General features: G+C 62.1%; 15 protein-coding genes. 14 read left to right on the forward strand and 1 reads right to left on the reverse strand.

The annotated features are described in order from the left end of the window. Window positions 1-311: 311 nt before the first annotated feature. The 4 genes from AC0L2B_RS00450 to AC0L2B_RS00465 are packed head-to-tail and all read left to right on the forward strand — an operon-like array spanning window position 312 to window position 2,616. Entirely contained in the window at window positions 312-770 is a 459-nt protein-coding gene (locus AC0L2B_RS00450) for an NUDIX hydrolase (RefSeq protein ID WP_473743671.1), read from the forward strand. Window positions 771-787: 17 nt separating this feature from the next. Beyond that, on the forward strand, window positions 788-1,432 hold the full coding sequence (locus AC0L2B_RS00455; RefSeq protein WP_473743672.1) for a DUF47 domain-containing protein: 645 nt from the start codon (window positions 788-790) through the stop codon (window positions 1,430-1,432). 4 nt (window positions 1,433-1,436) lie between these two features. After that, entirely contained in the window at window positions 1,437-2,441 is a 1,005-nt protein-coding gene (locus AC0L2B_RS00460) for an anion permease (protein ID WP_473743673.1), read from the forward strand. A 16-nt stretch (window positions 2,442-2,457) separates the two neighbouring features. Next, window positions 2,458-2,616, forward strand: coding sequence for a hypothetical protein (locus tag AC0L2B_RS00465; RefSeq protein WP_473743675.1), 159 nt, complete (start codon window positions 2,458-2,460; stop codon window positions 2,614-2,616). Window positions 2,617-2,922: 306 nt separating this feature from the next. On the opposite strand, the gene AC0L2B_RS00470 is transcribed toward AC0L2B_RS00465, so the two are convergent. Beyond that, window positions 2,923-3,930 (reverse strand): SIS domain-containing protein, encoded by a 1,008-nt coding sequence (locus tag AC0L2B_RS00470; RefSeq protein ID WP_473743676.1) that lies wholly within the window; start codon window positions 3,928-3,930, stop codon window positions 2,923-2,925. A 64-nt stretch (window positions 3,931-3,994) separates the two neighbouring features. Here AC0L2B_RS00470 and AC0L2B_RS00475 point away from each other — a divergent pair, with 64 nt between their 5' ends. The 10 genes from AC0L2B_RS00475 to AC0L2B_RS00520 all read left to right on the forward strand — a co-directional run bounded on the left by AC0L2B_RS00475 (window position 3,995) and on the right by AC0L2B_RS00520 (window position 13,998). Beyond that, window positions 3,995-5,164, forward strand: a complete 1,170-nt coding sequence (locus AC0L2B_RS00475; protein WP_473743677.1) for a GNAT family N-acetyltransferase — start codon at window positions 3,995-3,997, stop codon at window positions 5,162-5,164. Between the two features lie 30 nt (window positions 5,165-5,194). Further along, window positions 5,195-6,022 carry a MurR/RpiR family transcriptional regulator gene (locus AC0L2B_RS00480; protein WP_287237852.1) on the forward strand — a complete coding sequence of 276 codons (828 nt, stop codon included), beginning with the start codon at window positions 5,195-5,197 and terminating at the stop codon, window positions 6,020-6,022. Next, complete coding sequence (locus AC0L2B_RS00485) at window positions 6,006-6,902, forward strand: N-acetylmannosamine kinase (protein WP_287237853.1); 897 nt, start codon at window positions 6,006-6,008, stop codon at window positions 6,900-6,902. Before AC0L2B_RS00480 ends, AC0L2B_RS00485 begins: the two co-directional genes overlap by 17 nt. Window positions 6,903-6,980: 78 nt before the next feature. Then, on the forward strand, window positions 6,981-7,685 hold the full coding sequence (locus AC0L2B_RS00490; protein ID WP_473743679.1) for an N-acetylmannosamine-6-phosphate 2-epimerase: 705 nt from the start codon (window positions 6,981-6,983) through the stop codon (window positions 7,683-7,685). Beyond that, window positions 7,682-8,689 (forward strand): Gfo/Idh/MocA family protein, encoded by a 1,008-nt coding sequence (locus AC0L2B_RS00495; RefSeq protein ID WP_473743681.1) that lies wholly within the window; start codon window positions 7,682-7,684, stop codon window positions 8,687-8,689. Before AC0L2B_RS00490 ends, AC0L2B_RS00495 begins: the two co-directional genes overlap by 4 nt. A gap of 42 nt (window positions 8,690-8,731) precedes the next feature. Beyond that, complete coding sequence (locus tag AC0L2B_RS00500; RefSeq protein ID WP_473743682.1) at window positions 8,732-10,024, forward strand: ABC transporter substrate-binding protein; 1,293 nt, start codon at window positions 8,732-8,734, stop codon at window positions 10,022-10,024. A gap of 81 nt (window positions 10,025-10,105) precedes the next feature. Next, window positions 10,106-10,981, forward strand: coding sequence for a carbohydrate ABC transporter permease (locus tag AC0L2B_RS00505; protein ID WP_287237857.1), 876 nt, complete (start codon window positions 10,106-10,108; stop codon window positions 10,979-10,981). Then, on the forward strand, window positions 10,978-11,790 hold the full coding sequence (locus tag AC0L2B_RS00510; protein ID WP_473743683.1) for a carbohydrate ABC transporter permease: 813 nt from the start codon (window positions 10,978-10,980) through the stop codon (window positions 11,788-11,790). The genes AC0L2B_RS00505 and AC0L2B_RS00510 overlap by 4 nt, the downstream gene beginning before the upstream one ends. A gap of 10 nt (window positions 11,791-11,800) precedes the next feature. Next, a complete protein-coding gene (locus AC0L2B_RS00515; protein ID WP_473743684.1) occupies window positions 11,801-12,886 on the forward strand; it encodes an ABC transporter ATP-binding protein in 1,086 nt (361 codons plus the stop codon). A gap of 131 nt (window positions 12,887-13,017) precedes the next feature. Next, window positions 13,018-13,998 (forward strand): N-acetylglucosamine-6-phosphate deacetylase, encoded by a 981-nt coding sequence (locus tag AC0L2B_RS00520; protein ID WP_473743685.1) that lies wholly within the window; start codon window positions 13,018-13,020, stop codon window positions 13,996-13,998. Window positions 13,999-14,179 lie beyond the last annotated feature (181 nt).

Raw genomic sequence — 14,179 nt, forward strand, 5'->3', positions numbered from 1 at the left:
ATAGCCATCGCCTGTGGCCCGCGGGTTCCTTCCTCGGGGACTTTCGTACGCCTGCCGGCGCCCGAAACTCTTCACGGAAGCGGACTTGCGGCTTCGAGGCCTGGAATGTGAGAAGCGGACATCAGGCGCCCCCCATGCATCGACGTGAACTGACCCTGAGCTGCCCTTCATGAGGATGTTTGCTGCCTGATAGCTGACATTCACAGCAAGCAGCACTACTGTCTCAACGAAGATCCTTTGGCTTTCGCAAAAAATTTAGCCAGCTACCGACAATACGGGCTAAGGTCTCAGCGAAATGGATGGCCAGGCCTTTGAAGAAAAAGAAACTGGGGAAGCGAGCGCGCCGTGGTATGCCCATCGCACAGGTTGCCGCTTTGCCTTATCGCCGCGCTGCAGACGGAGACACTGAAATCTTGCTGCTAACGTCTCGGCAAACGGGCCGCTTCATCTTGCCCAAGGGGTGGCCGATGAAGGGTCGACCAGACCGCGAGGCTGCAGCTCAAGAGGCGGGTGAGGAAGCCGGAGTAGTGGGCACTTTGCATGAGCAACCCGTTGGCAGCTTCCATTATTGGAAACGATTGAAGGACACGTTTGTCCCGATAACCGTTAAAGTATACCCGCTTCATGTGCAGCAGGAGTTGGATGAATGGAAGGAGCAGAAGTATCGAAGACGGGCCTGGCTTAAGCCGGATCAAGCAGCACTTCTGGTCGATGAACCGGAGTTGGCTGCCCTACTGGAATCTATAGCGCCTGAACTGGCTCATTTCTGAACGCTACAGGATAAAACATGCTCAATTGGTTTCGTGCGCTGTTGCCCCGCGAGGAAAAGTTCTTCGACCTCTTCGAGCGCCATTCCCGCATCCTGGTCGCCGGCGCCGAGGCGCTGCAGAAGCTGCTCGATGGCGGCGAGGCCGTCGAGCGCCATTGCCGTAAGATCGTCGAGCTCGAGGACCAGGCCGACGTGGTCACCCGCGAGGTGCTGCTCGCCGTGCGCAAGAGCTTCATCACCCCTTTTGACCGTGGCGACATCAAGGACCTGATCCAGTCGATGGATGACGCCATCGACATGATGCACAAGGTGGTCAAGATGGTGAGGCTGTTCGAGCAAACGAGCTTCGAGCCGCGTATGCGCGAAATGGGCGCCGTCATCGTCGAGGCCGCGCATCTGACCGCCGAGGCGATCCCGCTGCTGGAAAAAGTCGGTGCCAACGTCACACGGCTCGGCGCCCTTGCCGAGGAGATCACCAAGGTCGAGGAGCGCGCCGACGGGCTGCACGACGCAGGCCTGAAGGAACTGTTCCAGCGGCACGGCAGGACCGACGCCATGGCGTGGATCGTCGGCAGCGAACTCTATGGCCAGCTGGAAAAGGTGGTCGACCGCTTCGAAGACGTCGCCAACGAGATCAGCGGCATCGTGATCGAGAACGTTTGAGCGGATGGACCCCACTCTCGCCTTTCCGCTTCTTGTCGGCCTTATCGGCGTCGCTCTGTTCTTCGATTTCCTGAACGGCCTGCATGACGCTGCGAACTCCATCGCCACCATCGTCTCGACGCGTGTGCTGCGCCCGCAATATGCGGTCTTCTGGGCTGCCTTCTTCAATTTCATCGCCTTCCTGTTCTTCGGTCTCCACGTCGCCGAGACCATCGGCAGGGGCATCGTCAGCGCCGACATCGTGACGCCGCAGGTCGTGTTCGCGGCGCTCGTCGGCGCAATCGCCTGGAACATCATCACCTGGCTCTACGGCATACCCTCGTCGAGCTCGCATGCGCTGATCGGCGGGCTGGTCGGCGGGGCTGTCGCCAAGGCGGGAAGCGTCGCCATCGTCTGGTCGGGGCTGCTGAAGACGGTCGGGGCCATCGTGCTGTCGCCGCTTACCGGCTTCGTGCTGGCTCTGGTGCTGATACTCACCGTCTCCTGGATTTTCGTGCGCCAGACGCCGTTCGCGGTCGACAATACCTTCCGCACCCTGCAATTCGTGTCGGCGTCGCTCTATTCGCTCGGCCACGGCGGCAATGATGCGCAGAAAACGATGGGCATCATCGCGGTGCTGCTCTACTCGCAGGGCATGCTCGGGGGCGAGTTCTACGTGCCCTTCTGGGTGGTGATCACCTGCCAGGCAATGCTGGCGCTAGGCACGCTGTTTGGCGGCTGGCGCATCGTCCACACGATGGGCTCGAAGATCACTCGGCTCAATCCGATGCAGGGTTTCTGCGCCGAAACCGGCGGCGCGATCACGCTGTTCGGCGCGACCTGGCTCGGCATCCCGGTCTCCACCACGCACACCATCACCGGCGCGATCGTCGGCGTCGGAGCAGCACGGCGCATCTCTGCCGTCCGCTGGGGCATTGCCGGCTCGATCGTGATTGCCTGGGTCATCACCATGCCCTCTACGGCGCTGATTGCTGCTTGCTGTTATGGAATCGTGGCACTCTTCAGTTAGTGCGGAGCCCGGAAGTTTGACTGACGATCGCGAAGGTCGACTGCTGCCGCTTCTCGAAGTCAGCTTTGGAGAAGCGGTCAGAATGTCGCGAAATGGCGCGATCAAGGCAATGCGCGCTTCAGCCGCTCAGCATGTCCAGGGCGGCATTAAAGGACCGGGTCGGGTGGAAGATTGACGTTCCTGTCTGGAATGGGCAAGGAGCGCCATTTCGCGACATTCATGGCCCGTCTCAAAAGCTGCCGTTCGCGCAACTGCTTGAGTCGACCCCTTGCGGAAGTTCGTTCGCCCCTACCGAATTCACGCCAATGACCCAAAGACGACTGACGTCTGCGGCGACGTGGAAGGCCGCTTTGCGCCCGATGTCTGCCGTAGGGATCAGCTCTGCCGCTTCCTGAAAGCAGACTTAGTGGCACGATCCATATGACTATAATTCGTCATATGAAACCCAGGACTTTCCCTCCAAGCCGAGGGAGACTAGGGTTTAAGTAGTCTCAGTGACCTTTTTCAGCAGCCTAGGACGGTCAGGATCGAGGCCCCTGCTTTGAGCGGCTTTCACGAGCGCGCGGTAGAATAGGGGCAATGGGATCAGCGGGCCCACAAGTTGATGATGCGGGGCGGTCGGCATATCCTGAATGTCTTGAAGCTCGATAGATGGTCGACCGAGCGCGCGGAACGCTTCCACGACGGAGCGCTGACCAGGAAGCGATTCGCGGTCGGCGCTCCAGGCGATTAGGGCACAGTCGGTTTCCGCCAATTGCCAAGGTCCATGAAGCACTTCGGCCGACGAATAGGCCTCGGCGGGAAACTGTACGATCTCCTTAAGCTTCAGTGCCGCTTCCTGGGCAATGCCAAGGGCCGGCCCGCGCCCGACGACAAAGGCCGTCCGGGCCCACAATATCGGCTCGAGATCGATGTTGGGCGACTGCAAAACTCGGCCAAGCCTTCCCGGCAGGCCGTCCAGCCCGGCATGGAGACTGTCATTTTTACTGAGTGTGGCCAGGAGACGCAGTCCCGCAGCCGCAGCGCCGACAAAGCTCTTCGTCGCGGCAACGGCGAGTTCCGGTCCGGCACAGATGGGGATGACGACATCCACGTCCTCGGCGAGCGGGGAGGACTCATCATTCACAATCGCCACGACGGTCGCGCCGCCGCGCCGCGCCATGGCCGCAGCCTGCCTGATATCAGGACTGCGGCCGGACTGGCTGATCACCAGGCACAGCGCGTCCTTGAGCATGAGCTGACGCCCGTAGACCGAGGCGATCGAGGGAGCGATCGAAGCACCGGGCACTCCGAGCTGGATCTCGAAAGCGTAGCGCAGGAAGGTGGCGACATGGTCGGAACTGCCACGCCCGATGGTGGCGACAAGACGCGGCATGCGCGTGCCGAAGCGCTTCCGCACCTCCAGGCTCGCAGCCCTTTGCCTGCCGGCGGAATCCTCGAGAACACTGGGGATCTGCTCGATTTCCCGAAGGGTATGAGCCTGTGCCATTTGAACTCCCTTGAACGCTGAGGCGCTCTCATCTATGAAGTATATCGCCAACGGAATCTAGCCCATGAAAAATTACTTCATCGCCAACCATGAGTTCGAACGGGCCGTTTCGGGCGACGAGGACACCATTTCCCACCTGCTGGCGCTGGCATTCGGCTTCAGCAGAGAGCGCGCACGGGAGTATGTGGCGCATGCCGGTCTTTCCTCGTTTCGCATCCTGCGCACGGACCCCGGTCGGGCGGCGGCGACGGCCGCACTCTTGAAAACCGCGCATTGCTTTGGCGGATCGGACGTGCCCGCAGCCAGCATCGCGCATGTCGCCATCGCTCCGGAAGCAAGGGGGCGAGGACTCGCCAGACCCATCGTCGAATTGTTGTGCGAAGAGGCGCGCCAGGAAGGCGCCTTGATGGTGTCGCTATTCGGCTCGGCGCGCCCGGTCTACCGCAAATGTGGATTCGAACTGGCAGGCAGCGAAATCGTCTACGAGGCGGAGACGGCGGCGCTGCCCGCCAGGACTGACGTCGACTTCTTCCCGCTGCAGCCAGGGGACGACCGGATCAGGCAGGCCTATGCCGAGAAGGTCAACGGTGAAGCCGGCCTGCTTCGTCGGTCCGAAGTGCATTGGGCTGAGTTGTTGAGGGCGCCGGCTGACGGCCTTGCGGCCTTTGGCGCAGGAGCCGACCGCCTCCAAGCCTATGTCGTCCTGGACGCCGGCAATCCAGCCGTCCTGGAGATCAGGGACTGGCATGCGGAAAGCGGAGCGATGGCGGCGGCGCTGCTCTGCCTTGTCGGCCGCTTCCGGTCTGTCTACCCGAAGGTCCGCTGGCATGGCGGGCCGCATGACGACCTTGTCGCAGCCATGCCGGACAAGGGCTGGCGTCTTGCACACCAGGAAGAGTGGATGGCACGCATTATCGACCCTGCGCGGGCGCTCGAGCATCGCGGCTATCGCATCGACTCGGCCACGCTCGGCATCCGCATTGACGGCCCCGGCGTGGAACCTCGCGAGCTCCGACTCGAGATCGCGTCTGGCAAGGCGCGGGTCACGCAGGGAAACGACAACGATCTGCCGACCGTAAGGGTCGATGGGCCTTCCTTCGCGAGCCTTTTCACGGGGTTTCGTTCGGCTTCGAAGCTCGCCCGCCAAGGCGTCCTGTTCGGGGAGACCGACGCCGTGCAACTATGCGATCTTGTGTTCGCCGGCCCCTTGCCCTGGGTTGCCGAGCATTTCTGAGTTCAGTTGCCACGCGCGGGGAAAGCCACAATGACAAAAGCACTGATCGCAAGCCTCCGCTCGACCGCGGGAAACATGACGCCCGCCTTGGCCAAGGTCGCGGAGTTCGTCCTCGCCCACCCCGATACGACCCTCTACCAGAGCATAACCGAACTCGCGGAGTCTTCTGGGTCGTCCGAGGCGAGCGTCATGCGGTTCTGCCGTGACCAGGGCTTTTCGGGCTTCCAGGACTTCAAGCTGGCGCTCGCCAAGGAACTTGCCAATGACGAAAGGGGCAGGGAGAGCGCGGAGCCGGCCGACGACATCCAGCGTCTCGTAGAGACAGCGGTCATCGCGCTGCGCGAGACCGAGCAGCTCATCGTTCGGCAGCATGTCTCCAAAGCCGCGGAGGAATTGCTGGCAGCGCATGCGGTCGAGTGCTTCGGCGTCGCGGCATCGGCCGTCACGGCGCAATATCTCGCCTACAAGATGTCGCGGATCGGCAAGATGTCGCGCGCGCTGGGCGACGCGCACCTCGCCACGATGGCGGCAGGCACCACCGGCAAGGGGTCGGTGCATGTGATCATCTCCAGCTCGGGCTCGACCGTCGATTCCGTCAGGATCGCCGAACTGGCGAAGTCGGGCGGTGCCTTCGTGATCGGGATCAGCAATCGGTCCAAGAGCCCGCTCGCCGCCGCATGCGACCTGACGCTGATCGCATCCTGGCCCGAAACGCCGCTGACGGGCGGCGCCTTTCCATCCAAGATCAGCCAGCTTCTCATCGTCGATGCCCTGGTTGCCGAAATGACCAGGCAGGATCCGCAGCGGCTTGCGATGATCCAACGAACAGCGGAGAGCGTGAGTGACCGATCCTTCTAAGACCGTTCTGGCCATAGACGTAGGAGGCACGAAGATCGCGTTTGCCGACATCGAGGACAACAGGCCGCGCAATCGCCATCAGATAAGAACACCCCGAACCGGGCGCGGTGAAGACCTTGTCGGCGCGATTGCCAAAGAAGTCAGCCGACGCCGTCCGTCGAGAATTGCTGTCGCCACGACCGGGATCGTGTCTGACGGATGCCTCTCGGCGCTAAACCCCGGCACGCTGTCGATCGAAAACGGCTTCCCGTTGTCCGCCCGGATTCGGGAATTGACTGGTGTAACGCCATTGATCATCAACGACGCGCAGGCTGCTGCTTGGGGCGAATACAGGTTCGGCGCCGGGCAAGGATGCCGCAACTTCATGTTCGTCACCGTTTCGACAGGCGTTGGCGGCGGACTCGTGCTCGACGGCCGCCTCGACATCGGCGGTGCCGGCCTGGCGGGCCATGTCGGCCACATGACGGTTGTTGGCGGCGACTCTGCATGCGGGTGCGGCCGGAAGGGCTGCCTGGAGACGCTGGCCTCCGGCACCGCCATTGCCCGACGCTTTCGCGAAGACTCGGGTCAGGTTGTCGGGGCTCCTGAGATTTTCGAGGCTGCCTCCAATGGCGATCAACTGGCCGAACGCATCCTCGACCAGGCTGCAAAGGCGCTCGCTGAAGCGTTCGCCAACATCGTCGCGGCCGTCGATCTTGATGCCGTCGCCCTGGGCGGCGGCGTCGGCCTGGCAGCCGGTTTCCTTGACCGCGTGCGCCGGCATATGTCGCGGTTGCCCGCGGTTTTCCAGCGTCAGATAAAGCCGGCTGCCGCCGGACCCGACGCCGGTCTCGTCGGGGTGGCGGATCTGGTTATGGCGAAAACTTTCATCACAAGTTGAAAGTTGACAAATAACTTCATCCTCGATTAGATGCCCTGACACTGCCGCTGGGGCAGCCAAGAGCGAACGGGGCTGAAGTTGCGAACTGACCTCCTCCAGTCATTGAACGGAACGCTTGTCGTGTCCTGTCAGGCGGACGCCGGAACGCCCCTGGATGCGCCGGAGCACATCGCCGCTCTGGCGGCATCTGTCGTCGAGGGCGGCGCAAGTGCGGTACGGATAGAGGGCGTCAAGAACGTTGCTACCGTGAGCGCCCGGGTCCCTGTTCCGGTGATCGGTCTCGTCAAGACCCAGCGCGCAAGCACCGACGTCTACATCACGGCTACCGTCGAGGATGTGCAGGCGATAGCCCGTGCGGGCGCGCAAATCATCGCTTTCGATGCGACCCGCCGACCGCGCCCAGTTGATGTCCCGACCCTGATCGAGGCCATCAAGGGTCATAGATGCCTGGCCATGGCCGATATCAGCACGACAGAGGAAGCCGAACTCGCAATGGCCGCCGGCGCAGATGTCGTGAGCACCACGATGGCAGGATATACCGAAGACACGCGCGGCCAGACTGGACCGGACTTCGCGCTCATGGGCGCCCTCGGCCGTGCGGGCCTGCCATTCGTGGCGGAAGGCCGCATCTGGACGCCTGAGGATGCCTTGCGTTGCCTGCAACTGGGCGCCCGCTTCATCGTCGCCGGCAGCGTGATCACCCGGCCAACCCTCATCACCCGGCATTTCATCGAGCGAATTGCGTCGGGTGCCGCTCAAATTCCCAGAAGGGCTTCGTCATGACCCACCGCGTTGCTGTTGTCGGTGCTGGGTTCATGGGATCCATGCACGCGTCAATTTTCTCGCGCGCGCCCAACTGCGAGCTTGCCGCGATCGTCGACCCCAACGTCGAGCTTGCCAAAGCGCTGGCGTCAAGGCTCGGAGACGTCAGGGTCTATCCGGGCCACGAGGAGTTGCTGGCGCACGAAAACCTCGACCTTGTCAGCATCTGCACGCCCGATAATCTGCATCGAATTCCGGCCGAAGCCGTCGCCAGGAAGGGCGTCAACCTCTTCATCGAAAAGCCGATCGCCTCGGATATGGACGACGCGAAGGCAATCATTTCCGCCGCCCGCTCGGCTGGCGTGAAGTTGGGCGTCGGATATCTGCTGCGCTTCGATCCTCGCTACGCTCGCGCCAAGGAGATAATCGACGACGGCAAGATCGGCCATCCGATCCATGTCTATGCACGCCGCAACAGCGCGAGGACCGAAGGCCCGAAGCGCTATGCCGGCAAGCTCCCTCTGCCGCTCCACGTCACCGTCCACGACGTCGATCTGGTGCTTTGGATGCTGCGCGGCCAGCGTCCGATCTCGGTCTACGCGCAACAGACGGACCTGCTGCTCGGATCGATCGGCACCCAGGACAGCATCGCCGCCATAGTGCGCTTTTCCGAAGGGACGGTCGTCAACTTCGAAAGCGCATGGTCGCTGCCCTCCGGCACGCGACACATGATCGACGCGAGGATGGAGCTGATCGGGACAGACGGCTCCTTCGAAATCCAGTGTGGCGACAGCGGGCTCTATTTCGCCGACAATTCCCGATCCCAGGAGATCGATACGCAGCATTGGCCAACGCTCGGCGGCGCCGTGGGCGGCGATCTCCGCCAGCAATTGCATGGGGTCCTCGAATGGCTGGATGGCGTCGATCACCCGATCGCTTCCGGTGAAGAAGCGCTCCGCTCTCTGGAACTGACGCTCGCGATGATCCGCTCGGCGGAAACCGGTGAGGTCGTGCACCTCGCCTGATGCTTTGAACGACGGCTGGAGCCGCAACAATGGGAGAATGCAATGTTCAGCAGACGTAAAGTTCTGGCCGCAACCGTGGCCGCGATCTCGATATACAACTTTCCAGGTTCAACCTACGCGCAGGACAAGCCCTTCGACGGGGTGCAGCTGTCGGTGCTGATGGAGGGTCATCCCACAACGGATGCGATCCAGAAGATGCTGCCGGAATTCAAGAAAATGTCCGGCATCGACGTGGCCCTCGAAGTCGTGCCGGAACAGGACATTACCGCGAAGATGCTCCTGGAGATGTCGTCCGGGTCCGGCCGCTACGACGTCGTCGAGAACAACATCATCTACGTTCCCGGCTTCGTGAAGTCCGGCTACATCGTGCCGCTGGACGATCAGCTCGCGAAACATGCGCCGCACTTCGACAAGGCGGATTTCGTCCCCGGATATTTCAACACCAACGTCCTGGATGGAAAGACATACGGTCTGCCGGTCTACGGCGAAAGTACCTTCGTCATGTACCGCAAGGACCTGTTCGAGCAGTACGGCCTGGTCGAGCCGAAGACGTTCGACGACATCGCCAATGCAGCCAAGACGATCTCCGAAAAGACCAACAGGGAGATTGCCGGCATCACCATGCGCGGCCGGCAAGGCATCGAGGGCGTCTATGTCTGGGCTGCCTATCTCTGGGGGATGGGCGGCTCCTTCCTCGCCGACGGCAAGTCCGCGCTCGCCACGCCTGAAGGCATTGCCGCGCTGGACGCGTTCACCAAGGTTCTGAAGGATTACGGTCCGGTGGGTGTCGCCAACTTCGGATGGGAGGAAAACCGCCTGCTGTTCCAGCAGGGCAAGGCTGCCATCACGCTCGATGCGACGGTCAACGGCGCCTACAACGAAGATGCCGCCGTTTCGACCGTGGTCGGCAAGGTCGGCTACGTGCCTGTGCCCCAGACGGCCGCCAATCCCAAGGGCGGGTCCTCCTCTCTTGCGGTGCATAGCCTCTATGTGACGGCCGATTCCAAGAACCAGGAAGCTGCCGCCCTGTTTGCCGCATGGGCCACCGCCAAGGAGCAGCAGGTGAAGTCGATGGAGAGCGACCCGAACTCGGGCGTGACGTCGCTGACCGCGCTGAACAGCGAAAGCTTCAACACGCGCTACGGAGCGTTCAAGGAGGCCATGATCGCCGCGATCAACCAGGGCAATCCGGATTACCTGCCGACGGTCGAACAGGCGAATGAAGTCATCAACAACACAGGCATCGCCGTGTCCAAGGCGCTGGCCGGAGCCGCGAGCTCGGCCGATGCGCTCAAGGAAGCCGACGAGGCCAACAACGCCGCGCTGGCGCGCTGACGCAACAGCCCGGCTTGCCCTGCCGCGAATACCTTCCCAGGCCGCGGCAGGGCCATTTTCCTCAAGCGAGTGTCCGCTCCAATGGTCAGGCTTGCCGACCCGTCACGGATGTTCTTCCAGCCGATCCTGGCTGTCCTAAGCGCCGTCTCCGTCGTCCTGACGGTCTACGTGCTCTGGATGTCGTTTCGCGACGTGTCGCTCATGCGAGCCGGGCGCGACGTCTTTGTCGGCATCGACAACTACGTAAGGTTTTTCTCCGATCCCCGTGGGCTGGCGGCGCTGTGGCGGACCGTCCTGTTCACCGTCCTGGCTACCGGAATAGAAGTCCTTCTCGGATTGGCCGTCGTTCTTTTCCTGGATCGCCATTTTGCGTTCAAACGGATTGTGCGCGCCCTTCTTCTCGTCCCGATCATCATGACGCCTGTCGTCGTCGGCCTGACCTGGCGCTTCATTTTCGACCCGGCATCCGGCATGGCGAACTACGTGTTGTCCCTACTGGGGATCGGAGCCGTGGACTGGCTCGGAAGCACCCAGGTGGCCCTCTTCTCCGTTCTCATCGCCGATATCTGGCAATGGACGCCCTTCGTCATCCTGCTGTCGATGGCAGCCCTCGATTCGGCACCGACCGACCCGCTTGACGCCGCCCGCGTCGACGGCGCGCGCGAATGGCAGGTCAACTGGTACGTGCTGTTGCCGATGCTGCGCCGTGCCATCGCGATCGTGGCGCTCATCCGCACCATCGACAGTATCAAGGCGTTCGACCTCTTCTACATCATGACCCGAGGCGGCCCGGCGCTGTCGACGGAAACGCTGAACTTCTACGGCTACATCGTCGCCTTCACCAATTTCGACATCTCCTACGCGATTGCCGTCGCCGTCATCCTGACGATCTTCACCAACGTGGCGCTACTGGCGATGTATGGCGTGCTGTTTCCACGCAAGGGAGAGCGGCCATGATCCGGCGGACCTTTTTCTATCTCGGCCTACTGATCCTGCTGGCCGCCGTCCTGTTCCCCCTCTACTGGGTCGTCGTCACGTCCTTCAAGACGACCAGGGACGCCTTTGCCATTCCGCCGGTCTGGCTCTTCGAGCCGACGCTCGACAATTTCAAGAGAGTGCTGGCAAACCCGACCTTCCTGCGTGCCTTCGCCAACAGCTTCTTCGTCTCCATGACGTCCAGCATTATCGCCGTCTCGATAGGCGCCCTGGCAGCTTACGGCATGACGCAACAGGAGGCCGCCAAAAGGCGCAGCCAGGAGAAGTTCATCCTGAGCTTGCGCATTGCCCCTGCTCTGATTTTCGTCATTCCCGTCTATTACCTCGCGGTGCGCATCGGGGCGCTCAACCAGCATTGGCTGCTGATTGCCGTCTACGCGTTCATCAACATCCCGTTCGCCATTTCACTGCTCATCACCTTCTTCGACGACATACCGCGCGAGCTGCGGGATGCGGCTCGGGTCGACGGCGCCCGGGAGTTCGCGATCTTCTCCCGAATCTACCTGCCGGCCGCACGCGGAGGCATAGCCGCGACGCTCATCCTTTGCGTCCTGTTCACCTGGAACGAGTTCTTCGTCGCCCTGGTGCTGTCCGGACGCGACACGCAGACACTCCCCGTCAGCATCACATCCTTCCTGACTTTCCAGGGCATCCAGTGGGGTGCGCTAACGGCCGCCGCGACGCTCATCATGCTTCCGATGGTCATTCTCGGCATCATCGTTCAGGGACAAATCGTGCGGGGCATGACCCTCGGCAGCGTCAAGGGTTAAGGAGAAACACATGGCGCAGCTGTCTGTTCGCAACGTTGCCAAGTCCTATGGAGCGGTCAACGTCCTCAATGATGTCTCGGTCGAGGTCGAAGAAGGCGCGTTCGTTGTTCTCCTCGGCCCCTCGGGGTGCGGCAAGTCCACGCTGCTGCACGCGATTGCCGGCCTCCACGAAATCGACTCCGGCGAGATCCGGATCGGCGACAGGGATGTGAGCGCCTTGCCCGCCCGGGAGCGTGACGTGGCGATGGTGTTTCAATCCTACGCGCTTTACCCGACGATGTCGGTCCGGGAGAACATCGGCTTCCCTCTGAAGATGAGAGGCCTCGACAAGGCTGCCATTGCGGAAAACGTCAATAAGGTGGCAGCGGTCCTGAAGATCGAGCCGCTTCTGGAGCGGCGTCCGCGGGAACTCTCCGGTGGGCAGCGACAGCGCGTCGCTATCGGGCGGGCGCTTGTGCGGAACCCGAAGCTGTTCCTGTTCGACGAGCCGCTTTCCAACCTGGACGCAGCACTGCGCGGCGATCTCCGGGCGGAAATCAAGCGTCTCCACCAACGCATCAAGTGTACGATGGTCTACGTCACCCACGACCAGATTGAGGCCATGACGTTGGCAACGAAGATTGTGATCATGAACCGGGGCGACGTCCAGCAAGTCGGCACGCCCCATGAAATCTACCACAATCCGGTCAACCTCTTCGTTGCCCGCTTCATCGGCTCGCCGCCGATTACGCTGTTGCAAGGGAAGGCACAGCTCGGTGCGGCCGGGCTGAGCTTCGTCATCATGGGTGGTGGATCGAGAGCAGAACTCTCGCTCCCCGACCGTTCCTGGAAGCCGGACGACGCGGGTGAAACCGTCATGGGACTGCGCCCGGAAAATATCCGCATCACACAGTCCGCTCAGCCTGTGACGACCGCGATCGTGGATCTGGTCGAGCCGACAGGTCCAGAGGACATCGTAACACTGAACATCATGGGCCAGCGTGCGGTTATCCGCACTCCGGCAGGCATTGCGGCCCAAGGCGCCCAGGTCGGCATCGAGATCGACCTCGATCGCGCCATGCTGTTCGACCCTGCGTCGGGCGCTCGACTGGCCTGAGGTCCAGTATGACGCGGTCTGGTGCGACGGTCGGTAATGTCTACATTGATGGGCAGTGGACGTCTGCCAGGGTCACTTGGCGCGACGGCTTGGTGTCGACTATCGAACCATTCGGGAAACCCAGCGGCGGCTTGTTCCTGATTCCTGGCTTCGTCGACCTTCACTGCCATGGCGGCGGCGGGGCCGATGCCATGGAAGCGGGAGAAGCGGCCCATCAGATCGCGCGCACACATGCCGCCCATGGCACAGCGGGTTTTCTCGTCACCACCATGACGGCGCCGCTGCCCGAGGTAGAGGACGCACTCCTCGCCGTGGCCCAGACAATGGAACAACAAGGCGATGACGAAGCAGAAATCCTTGGGGTGCATCTGGAAGGGCCTTTCATCAGCCCCGACCAGTTGGGCGCTCAGCCGCCTTATGCCATTCCCGCAACCATTGAGCTCATGGAGCGTCTTTGCGCACTCGCGCCGATCAGGGTCGTCACGCTTGCACCGGAAGCCGATGCCGACGGCGAGGTGGCGGCCTGGCTTCGTACCAAAGGCGTCCGCGTCCAAATCGGCCACACGTCGGTCAACTTTGAAACGGCAGCCGATTGGATCCGACACAGGGTCGACGGCGTCACCCATATGTTCAATGCCATGGGCGGCTTCCATCATCGGAAATCTGGCTGCATCGGTGCAGCACTCGCCTTCGCCGACCACGCAGAACTGATCAGCGATCTGCACCACGCCGACACCGGCGCTCTGCTTGCAGCGCTTCGCGCAATTCCTGGCCTCTATGCCGTGACCGATGGCACCGCGGCATCGGGAATGCCGGACGGCGAGTACCGGCTCGGCCAACATGCCGTATTCCGCAAGAATGACACAGTGCGGCTGGCAAGCGGCGGACTCGCCGGCTCCTGCCTCACCATGGATCAGGCGTTTCATAACCTCATATCAGTCGGGATTCCGCTCGAGGAGGCAGCGAAACGCACCTCCACGATCGCTGCCGACTATCTGGGCGCCAACAAATACGGACGCCTATCGGTCGGAAGTCCCGCAAGCTTCGTCGGCGTTGACGAACGCGGATTGACCTCCGAGGTTACGTCTAGAGGCATCATATTGCGCGCGTAGCGTGGCCTCGCCAGTGTCTGATGAGGATCAGGTGACGTCGATGTTTGAGCCGATCTAAATGTCCGCTCTCATGAATCTGAGATCAGAAGCAGTCAGTCCGCAAGCGTGAAGAGTTTCGGGCGCCGGCAGGCGTACGAAAGTCCCCGAGGAAGGAACCCGCGGGCCACAGGCGATGGCTATG

Source organism: Mesorhizobium sp. WSM4815, from assembly GCF_055811575.1.

Excerpts from the sequence above, each read along its gene's own strand:
- AC0L2B_RS00455 (WP_473743672.1), top strand. The coding sequence starts at position 788 with ATGCTCAATTGGTTTCGTGCGCTGTTGCCCCGCGAGGAAAAGTTCTTC.
- AC0L2B_RS00460 (WP_473743673.1), top strand. The coding sequence starts at position 1,437 with ATGGACCCCACTCTCGCCTTTCCGCTTCTTGTCGGCCTTATCGGCGTC.
- AC0L2B_RS00470 (WP_473743676.1), bottom strand. The coding sequence starts at position 3,930 with ATGGCACAGGCTCATACCCTTCGGGAAATCGAGCAGATCCCCAGTGTT.
- AC0L2B_RS00475 (WP_473743677.1), top strand. The coding sequence starts at position 3,995 with ATGAAAAATTACTTCATCGCCAACCATGAGTTCGAACGGGCCGTTTCG.
- AC0L2B_RS00480 (WP_287237852.1), top strand. The coding sequence starts at position 5,195 with ATGACAAAAGCACTGATCGCAAGCCTCCGCTCGACCGCGGGAAACATG.
- AC0L2B_RS00495 (WP_473743681.1), top strand. The coding sequence starts at position 7,682 with ATGACCCACCGCGTTGCTGTTGTCGGTGCTGGGTTCATGGGATCCATG.
- AC0L2B_RS00500 (WP_473743682.1), top strand. The coding sequence starts at position 8,732 with ATGTTCAGCAGACGTAAAGTTCTGGCCGCAACCGTGGCCGCGATCTCG.
- AC0L2B_RS00505 (WP_287237857.1), top strand. The coding sequence starts at position 10,106 with ATGGTCAGGCTTGCCGACCCGTCACGGATGTTCTTCCAGCCGATCCTG.
- AC0L2B_RS00510 (WP_473743683.1), top strand. The coding sequence starts at position 10,978 with ATGATCCGGCGGACCTTTTTCTATCTCGGCCTACTGATCCTGCTGGCC.
- AC0L2B_RS00515 (WP_473743684.1), top strand. The coding sequence starts at position 11,801 with ATGGCGCAGCTGTCTGTTCGCAACGTTGCCAAGTCCTATGGAGCGGTC.